Genomic DNA, 14,702 nt, shown 5'->3' on the forward strand with positions numbered 1-14,702 from the left:
GGACTGTGCACCCCGCCACAGGCAACCGGTACTCGTCTCTGGACAACGGAGCGTCGTAGATGAGTAACAAGAACAACGATGAGTTGCAGCGGCAGGCCTCGGAGAACACCCTGGGGTTGAACCCGGTCATCGGCATCCGCCGCAAGGACCTGCTGAGCTCGGCACGTACCGTGCTGCGCCAGGCAGTGCGCCAACCCTTGCACAGCGCCAAGCACGTGGCGCACTTTGGCCTGGAGCTGAAGAACGTGCTGCTGGGCAAATCCAGCCTGGCACCCGAGAGCGACGACCGCCGCTTCAACGACCCCGCCTGGAGCAACAACCCCCTTTACCGCCGCTACCTGCAAACCTACCTGGCCTGGCGCAATGAGCTGCAGGAGTGGATCGGCAGCAGCGACCTGTCGCCCCAGGACATCAGCCGCGGGCAGTTCGTCATCAACCTGATGACCGAGGCCATGGCGCCGACCAACACCTTGTCCAACCCGGCAGCGGTCAAACGCTTCTTCGAAACCGGTGGCAAAAGCCTGCTCGATGGCCTGTCCAACCTGGCCAAGGACGTGGTCAACAACGGCGGCATGCCCAGCCAGGTGAACATGGACGCCTTCGAAGTGGGCAAGAACCTGGGCACCAGCGACGGCGCCGTGGTGTTCCGCAACGACGTGCTGGAGCTGATCCAATACAGCCCCATCACCGAACAAGTACATGCGCGGCCGCTACTGGTGGTGCCGCCGCAGATCAACAAGTTCTACGTGTTCGATCTCAGCCCGGAAAAAAGCCTGGCGCGCTTCTGCCTGCGCGCCCAGCAGCAGACCTTCATCATCAGCTGGCGCAACCCGACCAAGGCCCAGCGTGAATGGGGCCTGTCGACCTACATCGATGCACTCAAGGAAGCGGTCGATGCGGTGCTGGCAATTACCGGCAGCAAAGACCTGAACATGCTCGGCGCCTGCTCCGGCGGCATCACCTGCACCGCGCTGGTGGGCCATTACGCCGCCCTTGGCGAGAAGAAGGTCAATGCCCTGACCCTGCTGGTCAGCGTGCTGGACACCACCATGGACACCCAGGTTGCGCTGTTCGTCGACGAACAGACCCTCGAAGCCGCCAAGCGCCACTCCTACCAGGCCGGCGTGCTCGAAGGCAGCGAGATGGCCAAGGTGTTCGCCTGGATGCGCCCCAACGACCTGATCTGGAACTACTGGGTCAACAACTACCTGCTGGGCAACGAGCCACCGGTGTTCGACATCCTGTTCTGGAACAACGACACCACGCGCCTGCCGGCCGCCTTCCATGGCGACCTGATCGAGATGTTCAAAAGCAACCCGCTGATCCGTCCCGACGCACTGGAAGTGTGCGGCACGCCGATCGACCTGAAGCAGGTCACCTGCGACATCTACAGCCTGGCAGGCACCAACGACCACATCACCCCGTGGCCGTCCTGCTACCGCTCGGCGCACCTGTTTGGCGGCAAGATAGAGTTCGTGCTGTCCAACAGCGGCCACATCCAGAGCATCCTCAACCCGCCGGGCAACCCCAAGGCGCGCTTCATGACCGGCGCCGATCGCCCAGGCGACCCCGTGGCCTGGCAGGAGAACGCGACCAAGCATGCCGATTCCTGGTGGCTGCATTGGCAGACGTGGCTGGGCGAACGTGCCGGCGACCTGAAAAAAGCGCCGACCCGCCTGGGCAACCGCGCCTATGCCGCTGGCGAGGCATCTCCGGGCACCTACGTTCACGAACGTTGAGTTGCAGCGCCGTGGCTACCTGCGGGTGGGCCACGGTGTTCACTACACCACAGAGCCACGCGCATGCCGCAACCCTATATCTTCAGGACCGTCGAACTGGACAATCAGTCCATCCGCACTGCCGTGCGCCCAGGCAAGCCGCACTTGACGCCGCTGCTGATCTTCAACGGCATCGGCGCCAACCTGGAGCTGGTGTTCCCGTTCATCGAAGCACTGGACCCGGACCTTGAAGTCATCGCCTTCGACGTGCCGGGCGTTGGCGGCTCGTCCACGCCGCGCCAGCCCTATCGCTTCCCTGGGCTGGCCAAGCTGACGGCACGCATGCTCGACTACCTCGATTACGGCCAGGTCAATGTGATTGGCGTGTCCTGGGGCGGCGCCCTGGCCCAGCAGTTCGCCCACGACTACCCCGAGCGCTGCAAGAAGCTGGTACTGGCCGCTACCGCTGCGGGTGCAGTGATGGTGCCGGGCAAGCCCAAGGTGCTGTGGATGATGGCCAGCCCACGGCGCTACATTCAGCCTTCTCATGTGATCCGCATCGCCCCGTTGATCTACGGCGGTGGCTTTCGCCGCGACCCGGACCTTGCCATGCAACACGCATCCAAGGTGCGTTCCGGCGGCAAGCTGGGCTACTACTGGCAACTGTTCGCAGGGTTTGGCTGGACCAGCATTCACTGGCTGCACAAGATCCAGCAGCCCACCCTGGTGCTGGCCGGCGATGACGACCCGCTGATCCCGCTGATCAACATGCGCCTGCTGGCCTGGCGGATTCCCAATGCCCAGCTACACATTATCGACGACGGCCATCTGTTTCTGATCACCCGGGCCGAGGCCGTCGCCCCGATCATCATGAAGTTCCTTCAGCAAGAGCGTCAGCGCGCAGTCATGCACCCTCGCCCGGCTTCGGGCGTGTAGGCGCAGGCTTGGCCGCGATGAGGCCACCGGGCGGAAGGGTAAGACGAGGGAGTGTTGCCATGAAAGACAAACCGGCCAAAGGAACGCCAACGCTTCCCGCCACCAGCATGAACGTGCAGAACGCCGTCCTCGGCCTGCGCGGTCGCGATTTGATTTCCACGCTGCGCAGTGTCGGCCGCCATGGCTTGCGCAATCCGCTGCACACCGCCCGCCACCTGCTGGCCCTGAGCGGCCAGCTGGGCCGGGTGATGCTCGGCGACACACCCTATCAGCCAAGCCCGCGAGACACGCGCTTCAGCGACCCGACGTGGAGCCAGAACCCGTTTTACCGGCGTGGCCTGCAAGCCTACCTGGCCTGGCAGAAGCAGACCCGCCTGTGGATCGAGGAAAGCCACCTGAACGACGATGACCGGGCCCGTGCGCATTTCCTGTTCAGCCTGATCAACGACGCCCTCGCACCCAGCAACTCGCTGCTCAACCCACTGGCAGTGAAGGAGCTGCTCAACACCGGTGGCCAGAGCCTGGTGCGTGGTGTGGCGCACCTGCTCGACGATTTGCGCCACAACGATGGTTTGCCTCGCCAGGTGGACGAGCGCGCCTTCGAGGTGGGTGGCAACGTGGCGGCAACCCCAGGCGCCGTGGTGTTTCGCAACGAGTTGCTGGAGCTGATCCAGTACCAGCCGATGAGCGAAAAGCAGCACGCCCGGCCGCTGCTGGTCGTGCCGCCGCAGATCAACAAGTTCTACATCTTCGACCTGAGCGCGACCAACAGCTTTGTCCAGTACATGCTCAAGAACGGCCTACAGGTGTTCATGGTCAGCTGGCGCAACCCTGACCCACGCCACCGCGAATGGGGCCTGTCCAGCTATGTTCAGGCCCTGGAAGAAGCGCTCAATGCCTGCCGCAGCATCAGCGGCAACCGCGACCCCAACCTGATGGGCGCCTGCGCTGGCGGCCTGACCCTGGCAGCACTGCAAGGGCACCTGCAAGCCAAGCATCAGTTGCGCCGGGTACGCAGCGCCACGTACCTGGTCAGCCTGCTCGACAGCAAGTTCGAAAGCCCCGCCAGCCTGTTCGCCGACGAGCAGACCATCGAGGCAGCCAAGCGCCGTTCGTACCAGCGCGGCGTGCTCGACGGCGCCGAAGTGGCGCGCATCTTCGCCTGGATGCGGCCCAACGACCTGATCTGGAACTACTGGGTCAACAACTACCTGCTCGGCAAGACCCCGCCCGCCTTCGACATTCTGTACTGGAATGCCGACAGCACGCGCCTGCCTGCGGCGCTGCATGGCGACCTGCTGGACTTCTTCAAGCTCAACCCGCTGACCCACCCGGCCGGCCTTGAGGTCTGCGGCACGCCCATCGACCTCAAACAGGTCGACCTCGACAGTTTTACCGTGGCCGGCAGCAACGACCACATCACCCCTTGGGACGCCGTCTACCGCTCGGCCCTGTTGCTCGGCGGCGACCGGCGCTTCGTGCTGGCCAACAGCGGGCACATCCAGAGCATCATCAACCCACCCGGCAACCCCAAGGCCTACTACCTGGCCAACCCGAAGCTGTCGAGCGACCCACGTGCCTGGTTCCATGATGCCCAGCGCAGCGAGGGCAGCTGGTGGCCGCTGTGGCTGGAGTGGGTCACACCACGTTCAGGCCCGCTCAAAGCACCGCGTACGGCGCTTGGCAATGCAACCTATCCACCGCTGGGCCCTGCGCCAGGCACCTATGTCCTGACCCGATGAGCACACCGCCTGGATGAAAACCCGCGACCGTATCCTCGAATGCGCCCTGCATCTGTTCAACCAGCAAGGCGAACCGAATGTCTCGACTTTGGAGATCGCCAATGAGCTAGGCATCAGCCCTGGCAACCTGTACTACCACTTCCATGGCAAGGAGCCCGTGGTGCTGGGCCTGTTCGAGCGCTTCGAAGAAGCGCTGATGCCGCTGCTCGACCCACCGCTGGAGGTGCGCCTGGATGCCGAGGACTACTGGCTGTTCCTGCACCTGATCGTCGAGCGCATGGCCCAGTACCGCTTCCTGTTCCAGGACCTGTCCAACCTGACCGGGCGCTTGCCCAAGCTGGCCCGCGGCATGCGCAGCCTGATCAACGCGCTCAAGCGAACCCTTGCCGCGCTGCTGGCCAGCCTCAAGGGCCAGGGGCAGGTGACGAGTGAGACCCAGGCGCTGGGGCAACTGGTGGAGCAGATCACCCTGACGCTGATGTTCTCGCTGGATTACCAGCGGGTGCTGGGGCGTGAGGGGGATGTGGGGATTGTGGTGTACCAGGTGATGATGCTGGTGGCGCCGCATCTGCAGACGCAGGCACGGGCGGCGGCGGAGCAGTTGGCGATGCGGTATCTGGAGGGGTAGCCTGCTGGATCGGCGGTGCCTGCTTCGCGGGCAAGCCCGCTCCCACAAATTCAGCTCAGCTTGCAAACCCTGTGCTGAGGCTCTGTGGGAGCGGGCTTGCCCCGCGAAGAAGCCGACGCGGGACTAGATCAGGGTCCCGGTGCCGGTCGGAGCCGACGGGGTGCTGCTGACCGGTGCCGCGCTTGGCGCTGGCGCCGCAGTAGCCGCCGGAGCAGGCGCCGCGCTGGCGGCAGGCGCTGCCGGTTTGGCGGCGGCCGGTTTGGCCGGAGCCTTCTTCACTGCAGGCTTCTTAGCCGCCGCAGGCTTGGCCGCAACAGGCTTGGTAGCCGGTTTAGGCGCTGGCTTGGCAGCAGCGGTTTTGGCTGCAGGCTTAGCCGCAGCAGCCTTGGCCGCTGGCTTGGCCGCCGCAGTTTTCGCAACCGGCTTGGCAGGCGCCTTAGCAGCGGACTTGCTCGCGGCCGCCTTGGAGATCGGCGTGACCGAAGCACCGGTCAGTTTCTCGATCTGCTTGGTCAGGCTGTCCACCTGCTGGTGCAGGGCCTTGATCTCGTTGCGGCTCGGCACGCCCAGGCGCGAGATGGCGCTGTTCAGGCGCTTGTCGAAGGCTTCTTCGAGCTCGCTCCATTTACCCAGCGCACGATCCTTCACACCCGAAACGCGCGAGGTGGTCGAAGCTTTGGCGCTGTCGGCCACGTCTTCGGCGGTCTTCTTCGCCTGCTTCTCGGCTTTCTCGCCGTCCTTCACCAGCGTGTCGAACAGCTTCGGGCCGTCCTGGTCGATCTTCGAATAGATCCCCAGCCCCGCCAGCCAGATCTTGCGGGAATACTTCTCGATCCCGCCGACCCAGGAGCTGCTTTCTTTGTCGGAATTCTTCTTGCCAGCCATCCTGCTCTCCTTATGGTTTGTGCGCGACGCGCTCAAGCAGTTCGTGCAGTTGCTCAAGCTTGATGGACAACGCCTCAACGTCATGTTTAGACGGAATGCCAAGGCGATTCAAGGCGCGACCAACCCGTGCGTCGAAAGCTTTTTCGATCTTGTCGAGTTGAACTTCGACCTTGCCGCGTACGCGGCTGACTTCCTGGGTCGCTTCATCCAGCTGGTTGTTGGCCGCATCGAGCTCTTTGTCGATGCGCTTCTTGCCACGTTTTTCAACGCCTTCGCCGGCTTTTACCAACTCGTTGAAGTACTCGGAACCTTCCTGGCCGACGCGGGCATAGGCGCCGATACCTGCCAGCCAGATCTTGCGCGCGTAGCCGCGCACCTCGCCCAGGGTGCCTGGGGCGTCGTCCTTTTTCTTCACATTCACTTTGGCCATGCTCTAGTACCTCATGCTCATGAGTGGAGAGGAACCGCCCATGGAGGTTGGGCTTGAGCATAAGGTAGGGAGGGAAATTAGAATTCGCACCCTAAACAGATCTATGCAACACCGACCGCAGGCCAGGCAGCGCTAGCGTCACGTTTCCCAACGACCGCCAAGCGGAGCCTCCCGACCATGCCCCAGCGCAACACGTTTCGACAACTCGTCGCGAATCATTTCGCCAGTCGCCCAACCTTACGCCAGGTTATCGCCACCGACGGTTTCGCAGTTCTGCTCGATCGCTACCCCTGGATCGCAACCCACAACCCAGGCCTGAAATCCCTCGAAACCTTTACCCTTCTGGGTGGCGAGGTTGATAACAACGGCCTGGTCGACAGGCTCCTGCAACACCTTCTGACCGGCGAGCGCTTGTCGCTGGTAAGCCAGGGCCCTTTGAGCATCGCACCGCCCAAGGTTTTCCGCGCTCAAGAGCAAGGGCTCGATGCCACTGCGCAACCGCAGATCGACCTTGACATGAGCAAGCTCAATAGCGCCTTCGACACCTTGCTCGCGGGAATTAGGGAAAACCTGCAACAGGCGCAAATCAGCTACTGGAACGGCTTCGGCGAATCGGATGTGACGCGCTTACGCTGGCTGCAGCAGATGATCAAGGCCTCGCTGCTTGCCAACATCCAGCAGCCAGGCCTGAACGAAGGTGAAAAGCACGCGCTCTACACGATGCTCGTGGGCAGTGGCGAAGGGCTGACGGTCAGCGCCCTGCAAGTTTCCCTCAGCGACAACGGAACATCCTACCCGCACGCCATACCGGACCTGGTCCTCACGGGAACACACGGCAGCCGTACATCAGTGCTGCGTTGCAGGCCATCGGGGCACATCAGCAGCCATGCCGACTTTGCGACGCTGGCTGCGGCGCTGCAGAATGAGCTGGCCGAGAGCTATCGCTTTGAAAGCATGTCATGGACGCAGCGTGCATTGAGCGAAGACGTCTTCGCCTGGCAGGCAACCCAGGTGCTCAACAGCATTCTTGATCGCATCAGCCACCTACGCCTGGGCAACCTGACCGAAGCCGATCAACTGGAAACGGTGTTCAGCAACATCACCGACCCCTCCGGATTTTTTTCCGAGCTTGGCTACCTGAACCCTGATTTACCCGATATCGAACTTCCCCAATGGCTTGCCGATGCCTCTGATACTGATCGCTTCAATTATCACGCGGCAATGCTTGAACTTGCAGCCAGTCAAGGGCAATCGAAAGGGCTGACGTCCCTTGGTGACATCGACGGAGTGCATCGTTTTGCCAATCGCCGCCTGCGCAAGCAGTTGGTGAGCGACTACCCTGACAAGGCGGTACACGACCCGGACCAAGTGTTCATCAGCATCGATCAAGCCGTGCCCTCCGGGCCTGCAGGCGGAGGGCAATCGCTGTTCAGTAGACGCGTCTCCCTGACCGATCTTGCCATTTCCCGCCTGCAAGCCGGCCAGCTGGAGGCAATAACGGGCATCACCGACGCCAGTCATGCTGGCATCAGCGACTGGTTGACCATCGAAGAGGTAGAAAGCCTGATACTCAAGGTCGACATTGGCGGCCACTATTCGCCCTACGTACACAGCAAGATCGACGGGCCGCCCGGGAAAGCAACTCGAACTGCCCGGTTCGCCAAAGAATGGCGGAGCAACCTGATGCTCAATGCCCTGCAGGCCACGATCAACAAGAAGCTCAGTGGAAGTGCCTGTCAGGCACTGGTCGAATTTAGCCAGGCGGCTAAACAATCGCAGGCGACAAGCATGGCCCCATTGGCCTTCTTGTGCGCGCCTGGCGCCTCGTCTAGCGATACGGTGCAGGGTATGTACCTGATCAGTCTGCCAACCACAACCAACCGCTGGGTCCTGTATCGTCCCCTTTACCCAGAAGACACGATTCTGCAATTCGCCAGCCTGGATGCGTTGATGAACAGCGTCCGCGAAGGTGGCGACCTGCAACAGAGCATGCTCGACTGGCTGGATAAAGACGCCCGACAGCTCTACGAAAACGGTGGGTTTCTCCGCCCACATCTGCACCCTCGCCTTTCCCAGTTGGCCCATTTGGTCAACCCACAAAGCGCAGTGGTGGACACCGTCCTGGCCACGCTTGCACTTCCCGTGGACGCAACGTTCGAGGCCTGGGCAGGCGATCTTGACGCGCACATGTTCAAGAGCCGGGTAGATGCCATGCTCTTCATGGCAACACGTAACAGCGTTTCCAATGCACAAGCGAAATGGGCCTTGGTCAAACAGATTGCCTGGGCACTTTTCAACACCGGCTCCATGCTGTTAAGCGGACCTGCAGCAAGCGCAGTGTGGCTACTGCAAACAGTCGCCACCTTGAAGGACGATATTCCTGCACTGCTGCATGGCTCGGAGCAGGAAAGAGCCATCGCAATCACCGATTTGTTGACCAACCTGGCGATGTTGCTAGCGCATCGCCAAATCCCGGAGCCGCATGCCGGCACACCTGCGCCCCCAGCGCCAGCAGCGCGTTTCACCGCACCGGTTTCGGCAGGCCTGACGCCATCGATAGTCGCAGAAGCGCCCCGGGAGCTACCTTGGGAACCCGCCAAGGATGAACAGGCATTTCCTTCCCCGAGGGTCAGCCACTGGAACGACAGCCAACGTCTGACCAACCTGCCGCAGGAACGACGCATCGCGCTGGCCAAGCTGCAAGCCAAGCGTTCCCTGCAAGGGCATGCCCCGATCGCTACAGGCCGCCTGCGCGGCCTCTACGAAGTCGAAGGGCACCATTACGTCAAGCTGCACGACACGCCTTATGAAGTGCAGGAATGCTGGAGCGGTGTACAGATCATCGGCCCTGACCAGAGCCAGAGCGAATGGGAATCCAAATGGGGCGGTGAAGCCGACGGTTATCACATCGTAGGCCGAGCGCGCGAAAGGGGCCCCTGGATCAGCCGGTGGAATGGTGAATGGGCACTTCAACTGAGGATGGCCGGCGGCATGCCTGTGAAAACCACGCCCAAGGTGGATTTCCAGAGGATGAGCAACGCCGTCATCGAGCGGATCGAGGCACTTGAAGTCTACGACGAAACGATTCCTGCGAATCTGCTGACCCTGCAACCGCTCGATGAACAGGTGAAAAACTACGCAGACACCTATAAGGCGCCCGAGCAGGGCGACACTGTGGCAACGCCGTCCCAGCAGCAACTGGACGATCTGCAAGCGTTGAGAGCGCTGCGGGTTGAGCTCGGGGACGCCGTGAGAGCAGCCTCGACCCTGATGGAAGAACGCGCCGCCGTCCTCACCGTGACCATAAACGACACGTCCGAACTGTGCGAGCCGGTGTATCAGCAGTTCGGCAACAAACGCTACACAGACAACCTTGGCAACCTTTACCACTTGTCAATTGACAACGACGTCAGCCTGCTCAATCGCTTGTTGCTGGAGACTGACTACATCCACCTCGACAGCGTGGCCAGGCAACTTCCCCGCCTGCCCCGAACACCTGAAGAAATACACTCAATTACAGAATACAGAGCAGCTCGCAACGTCGCCCTCGACATCAGCAAGCGTTTGCTCAAAGCCAGCGAACGCCTCGATCGCAATCTGACAAAAGCATCAAGTGACGCCAGCATCGCATTTGCAAACAAAGAGACAGAACTGGCGAATGCCACGCAACATCGACCTTATTCCACGGTCATGCTGTGTGCCCAAACATGCGTGGACCTGGCCTCGCTGGCATTTAAAAGGGAAAACCTGACGCCTGAAAGTATCGAGCACATCGACAGCCAGCCTCAACGCCTTTGTGGGCCCGAGCTTCGTAAGGCCGTGCTGAACCATGACGGCTTGCTGGCCAGTGAACAATCGCTGGACGATCAGATCGAAGTACTCAGCAGTGTGCGCCAGGCGTACACCGGCGCCCTCAATACCGCCGAGGACCTGCTGGCGCTGAACGATCCGGCGATTGACACGCAGCCCTTGCAGGGCTTCGTCGAACAGGTCACCAAGTTGCGTAACCTTGCCGAGCGCGCCCTGGACGCCGCCTACACCGAAAGATTCGAGCTGGCGGGGGCGGCACAGGCGCCTGTTACACCCGGCCCTGCGCACGGGCAAGCGAAAATCCGTACGCAGCCGTTAAGGAAGCTGAAAAGCATCCGTACCGCCCGGCACAAGAAAACCCTGGTTGAAGAGACGCTGAGGGACGGTCGCGCAATCCAGTACGACCCCGTGAGCAAAACGGCAGCCTGCGAACTCGAACAGCATGGCGATGTATGGCTGGAAGCGCCAAAGGTTTCACAACCAGGCAAGAGTCAAAAGAAGTTACGCAGTGAAGGTACGCGCCTTGTAGCCCAGACCGAGGCAGAGATCCGCAGCGCCGAGCGCTACATGGAGCAACCACAAACACTGGCTGACCGACTCGATCAGCACATGGACAAACTCACAGGTGTCCACAATGAACTGAATGCCGAAGCCAGTCCTGTGCTGAAGGACAAACTCTTTAAAGCCATCAAGCGCACCCGCGATGCAAAGTACCAGGCGCTGACAACGATCTATTTCAACACCCAGTATCCGGAGAGCTGGGTGGTGCGCGCCCTGAAGGAGCTTGGCGCAGTCACCGTCAGGCGGGTGGACAAGCGCACCCGCACCGCAGATGGGCACTTTCTGGATATCTACCGGATAGACAAGGTACGCGCGGCTGGCAGCGAACTGCTCTGGGAGGCACACTTTCACTACCCCAGCGCGAACGCGCCCGCCCATGCCTTTACCCAGGGCCACCTGAAACTGCCGAAGGCCAAGTCCCGCAGCGAGCAACTCATGCGCGCCGCCAACAGGTATGAACGGCTCAGGGTCTATGGTGGCGACCTGTTGTATGAGCGTGACAAGGACATCATTCCGTTCCCGGAGCCTTGAGCACGACAGATAGCTGCGGGGCTCGTCGGCCCCGCAGGCTGCATCACGCCAGGGCCTTGTCCAGTGCCCGCTCGATCTCGCCCTTGATGGTGCCGCTCATCATCGACAGCATCATGCCCAGCTTCAGTTCGACGCGGATGCTGTCCTCGCCAATGTGCACGCTGCCGTTGGCGCCGCTGCGGGCCACATCGACCCGGTCACCGTTCCAGGTGGCCTTGAGGTCGTATTCACGGCTCAGCTTGTCCACCAGCGCTTCGGCCTTGGCACGGGCGCCCTCGCGGCCGAGGGAGTGTTTGCGTTCAACGCTGATCTGGGTCATGCGGGTGATCCTGGGTATGTAGACATAATTGGCATTATGCCCGCCCCTGCCGCATGGCACACCCCGCCAAGACAAATCCGCCCATTCGCCCTAGAATGGCGGTAATTTTTTCCGGTGAAGCGATATGAACGACCAGCGCAAAGGCGAACACGCCGAACCCACCACCCATTTTGGCTACACAGACGTACCGGAGAGCCAGAAGGCGAAGAAAGTCGCCGAGGTGTTCCACTCCGTAGCCGCCAAATACGACCTGATGAACGACGTGCTTTCCGGCGGCATGCACCGCCTGTGGAAGCGCTTCACTATCGAGCTGTCGGGCGTGCGCACTGGCAACCGCGTGCTGGACATTGCCGGTGGTACCGGTGACCTGGCCGCCAAGTTCTCGCGTCTTGTGGGCCCGACCGGGCAAGTGGTGCTCGCCGACATCAACGATTCGATGCTCAAGGTCGGCCGTGACCGCCTGCTCGACCGTGGTGTGGCCGGCAACATCGAGTTCGTCCAGGCCGACGCCGAGAAGCTGCCGTTCCCGGACAACCACTTCGACTGCGTGACCATCGCCTTCGGCCTGCGCAACGTCACCCACAAGGACGAAGCCATCCGCTCGATGCTGCGCGTGCTCAAGCCCGGTGGCCGCCTGTTGATCCTGGAGTTCTCCAAACCGACCAACAAGCTGATGTCCAAGGCCTATGACGCCTACTCGTTCGCCTTCATGCCGCTGGCCGGCAAGCTGATCACCAACGACTCGGAAAGCTACCGCTACCTGGCCGAATCGATCCGCATGCACCCCGACCAGGAAACCCTCAAGGCCATGATGGTCGACGCCGGCTTCGACCGCGTCACCTACCACAACATGACCAGCGGTATCGTTGCCGTGCACCGGGGAATCAAGCCCTGATGCTGCTGGCCGGGCTGCTCGCCAGCGTCGAACATGGCCTGAACCGCGTCCTGCGCATGGACAGCACGGGGCTGCCGCGGCTGGCCGCGCTGGAAGGCAAGGTCATCGAGATCGATTGCCGTCAGCCGGCCCTGCAGGTGTTCATCCTGCCCGATGAAGACGGCCTGATGCTGGCCGCGCACTGGGAGGGCGAAGTCGACTGCAGCCTGCGCGCCCCTGCCGGCAGCCTGGCGCAACTGGCGCTGGCCAAGGACAAAACCGCCGTGCTGCACAGCCCGCAGGTCGAACTGCATGGCGATAGCGCTGTGTTGCTCGACCTGTTCGGCGTGTTGCAAGACCTCGAACTGGACTGGGAGCACGAACTGCAGCGCTGGCTCGGCCCGGTGGCCACTGCGCTGCTCGCCGGCCACATCCGCCTGCGCGCGCGCTGGACCCACCAGGGCCTGACGCGCTTCAGCCAGAACCTCTCCGAGTACCTGGCCGAAGAGTCCCGCACCCTGGTCGGCAAGCGCGAAGCCGAAGCCGCTTTCAGCGAGCTCGATGCCCTGAAAATCGACACAGAACGCCTCGAGGCGCGCCTGCTGCGCCTCTCCCGATCCCTTGATACCAGCGATAACGCATGAAGCTGCTCGCCGTCCGCCGTCTCTTTCGCATCCAGCGTGTGGTGATCCGCTACCGTCTCGATGACCTGTTGTTCGACCTGCCCCTGCCCTGGTGGCTGATGAGCCTGCGCCTGCTGATGCCTTGGCGCTGGCTGCCGCGCAAGCCCTCCACGCTCAGCCGTGGGGCGCGCCTGCGCCTGGCGCTGCAAGACCTGGGGCCGATCTTCATCAAGTTCGGCCAACTGCTGTCCACCCGCCGCGACCTGTTGCCCACCGACATCGCCGACGAACTGATGATGCTGCAGGATCGCGTGCCGCCGTTCGACCCGAAAAAGGCCCTGGCCTTGATCGAAGAGCAGCTCGGCGCCAAGGTCGGCGAGGTGTTCAGCCGCTTCGACGTCGAGCCGCTGGCGTCAGCCTCGGTGGCCCAGGTGCACGCCGCCCGCCTTAAAAGCGGCGAGGAAGTCGTGGTCAAGGTGGTACGCCCGGGCCTCAAACCGGTGATTGCCCAGGACCTGGCCTGGCTGTTCCTGATCGCCAAGGGCGCCGAGCGGGTGTCCGCCGACGCCCGCCGCCTGCACCCGGTGGAAGTGGTCAACGACTACGAAAAGACCATCTACGACGAACTCGACCTGCTCCGCGAGGCGGCCAACGCCAGCCAGCTGCGGCGCAACTTCGAGGGGTCCGAGCTGATGTACGTGCCCCAGGTCTACTGGGACCTGTGCCGGCCCAAGGTGCTGGTGATGGAGCGCATCTACGGCGTGCCGGTCACCGACATGGCGACCCTGGCCGACCAGCGCACCGACATGAAACTGCTGGCCGAACGCGGTGTGGAGGTGTTCTTCACCCAGGTGTTCCGTGACAGCTTCTTCCACGCCGACATGCACCCCGGCAACATCTTCGTCAGCACGGTAAAACCGTGGAGCCCGCAGTACATCGCCATCGACTGCGGCATCGTCGGCAGCCTCACGTCGGAAGACCAGGACTACCTGGCGCGCAACCTGATCGCCTTCTTCAAACGCGATTACCGCCGCGTCGCGCAACTGCACATCGACTCGGGCTGGGTGCCGGCGCACACCAAGGTCAATGAGTTCGAAGCGGCGATTCGTACCGTGTGCGAGCCGATCTTCGAAAAACCGTTGAAAGATATTTCCTTCGGCCAGGTGTTGATGCGCTTGTTCCAGACTGCCCGGCGCTTCAACATGGAAGTCCAGCCACAGTTGGTGTTGCTGCAAAAGACCCTGCTCAACATCGAGGGCCTGGGCCGTCAGCTGTACCCCGACCTGGACCTGTGGAGCACCGCCAAGCCGTTCCTGGAACGCTGGATGCGCGAGCGCTACAGCCCCAAGGCCATGTTCGGCAACCTGTACAGCCAAGCCGAGCAACTGCCGCACCTGGCCGGCATGACCCGCGACCTGCTCGAACGCCTGTCGCAACCGCACCTGCACGACCCCCAGCTGCCAGAGCGGCGTCGCCTGGGCGACCGCTGGGCGCTGCGTTTGCTTGGCGCAGGCTTGCTCGGTGGTGGTGCGGTACTGGCCGCAGGTGCCGCCGAGGCTGCCAGCCTGGCCGCCCCGGCCGCCTGGCCAGCCTGGCTGATGCTGGCCGCTGGCCTTTACCTGATCGTGCGCCAATAGCCAGCCGC

At 62.4% G+C, this 14,702-nt stretch carries 11 protein-coding genes; 8 read left to right on the forward strand and 3 right to left on the reverse strand.

The genetic code is table 11. The features are described from left to right. Window positions 1–59 precede the first annotated feature (59 nt). The 4 genes from phaC (ACSSU5_RS08675) (at window position 60) to ACSSU5_RS08690 (ending at window position 5,024) form a co-directional block, all read left to right on the forward strand. Entirely contained in the window at window positions 60–1,739 is a 1,680-nt protein-coding gene (gene phaC / locus ACSSU5_RS08675; protein WP_264311261.1) for a class II poly(R)-hydroxyalkanoic acid synthase, read from the forward strand. Window positions 1,740–1,802: 63 nt separating this feature from the next. Beyond that, complete coding sequence (phaZ, locus tag ACSSU5_RS08680; protein ID WP_264311260.1) at window positions 1,803–2,654, forward strand: poly(3-hydroxyalkanoate) depolymerase; 852 nt, start codon at window positions 1,803–1,805, stop codon at window positions 2,652–2,654. Window positions 2,655–2,713: 59 nt separating this feature from the next. Next, window positions 2,714–4,396: a class II poly(R)-hydroxyalkanoic acid synthase gene (gene phaC, locus ACSSU5_RS08685; RefSeq protein WP_264311259.1), complete on the forward strand. Its 1,683-nt coding sequence runs from the start codon at window positions 2,714–2,716 to the stop codon at window positions 4,394–4,396. A 13-nt stretch (window positions 4,397–4,409) separates the two neighbouring features. After that, a complete protein-coding gene (locus ACSSU5_RS08690) occupies window positions 4,410–5,024 on the forward strand; it encodes a TetR/AcrR family transcriptional regulator (RefSeq protein WP_492561007.1) in 615 nt (204 codons plus the stop codon). Between the two features lie 123 nt (window positions 5,025–5,147). Here ACSSU5_RS08690 and ACSSU5_RS08695 read toward each other — a convergent pair whose 3' ends face one another. Next, the gene (locus ACSSU5_RS08695; RefSeq protein WP_492561008.1) at window positions 5,148–5,909 is read right to left on the reverse strand and encodes a phasin family protein; all 762 of its coding nucleotides are present in this window, start codon (window positions 5,907–5,909) and stop codon (window positions 5,148–5,150) included. Between the two features lie 10 nt (window positions 5,910–5,919). After that, window positions 5,920–6,339, reverse strand: coding sequence for a phasin family protein (locus ACSSU5_RS08700; RefSeq protein ID WP_027592419.1), 420 nt, complete (start codon window positions 6,337–6,339; stop codon window positions 5,920–5,922). Between the two features lie 177 nt (window positions 6,340–6,516). Here ACSSU5_RS08700 and ACSSU5_RS08705 point away from each other — a divergent pair, with 177 nt between their 5' ends. Next, the gene (locus ACSSU5_RS08705; RefSeq protein WP_492561009.1) at window positions 6,517–11,241 is read left to right on the forward strand and encodes a dermonecrotic toxin domain-containing protein; all 4,725 of its coding nucleotides are present in this window, start codon (window positions 6,517–6,519) and stop codon (window positions 11,239–11,241) included. A 43-nt stretch (window positions 11,242–11,284) separates the two neighbouring features. Here ACSSU5_RS08705 and ACSSU5_RS08710 read toward each other — a convergent pair whose 3' ends face one another. Next, the gene (locus ACSSU5_RS08710; RefSeq protein ID WP_264311255.1) at window positions 11,285–11,560 is read right to left on the reverse strand and encodes a polyhydroxyalkanoic acid system family protein; all 276 of its coding nucleotides are present in this window, start codon (window positions 11,558–11,560) and stop codon (window positions 11,285–11,287) included. Between the two features lie 124 nt (window positions 11,561–11,684). Here ACSSU5_RS08710 and ubiE point away from each other — a divergent pair, with 124 nt between their 5' ends. From ubiE to ubiB, 3 genes are read left to right on the forward strand one after another with little or no spacing between them, the layout of a single operon-like run. Next, window positions 11,685–12,455, forward strand: a complete 771-nt coding sequence (gene ubiE, locus ACSSU5_RS08715; RefSeq protein ID WP_264311254.1) for a bifunctional demethylmenaquinone methyltransferase/2-methoxy-6-polyprenyl-1,4-benzoquinol methylase UbiE — start codon at window positions 11,685–11,687, stop codon at window positions 12,453–12,455. Beyond that, entirely contained in the window at window positions 12,455–13,078 is a 624-nt protein-coding gene (locus tag ACSSU5_RS08720; RefSeq protein ID WP_492561010.1) for a ubiquinone biosynthesis accessory factor UbiJ, read from the forward strand. The genes ubiE and ACSSU5_RS08720 overlap by 1 nt, the downstream gene beginning before the upstream one ends. After that, window positions 13,075–14,694, forward strand: a complete 1,620-nt coding sequence (ubiB, locus tag ACSSU5_RS08725; protein ID WP_492561011.1) for a ubiquinone biosynthesis regulatory protein kinase UbiB — start codon at window positions 13,075–13,077, stop codon at window positions 14,692–14,694. Before ACSSU5_RS08720 ends, ubiB begins: the two co-directional genes overlap by 4 nt. The last annotated feature ends 8 nt before the right edge of the window (window positions 14,695–14,702 follow it).

It is taken from the genome of Pseudomonas sp. E1MeOHC2 (assembly GCF_058745025.1).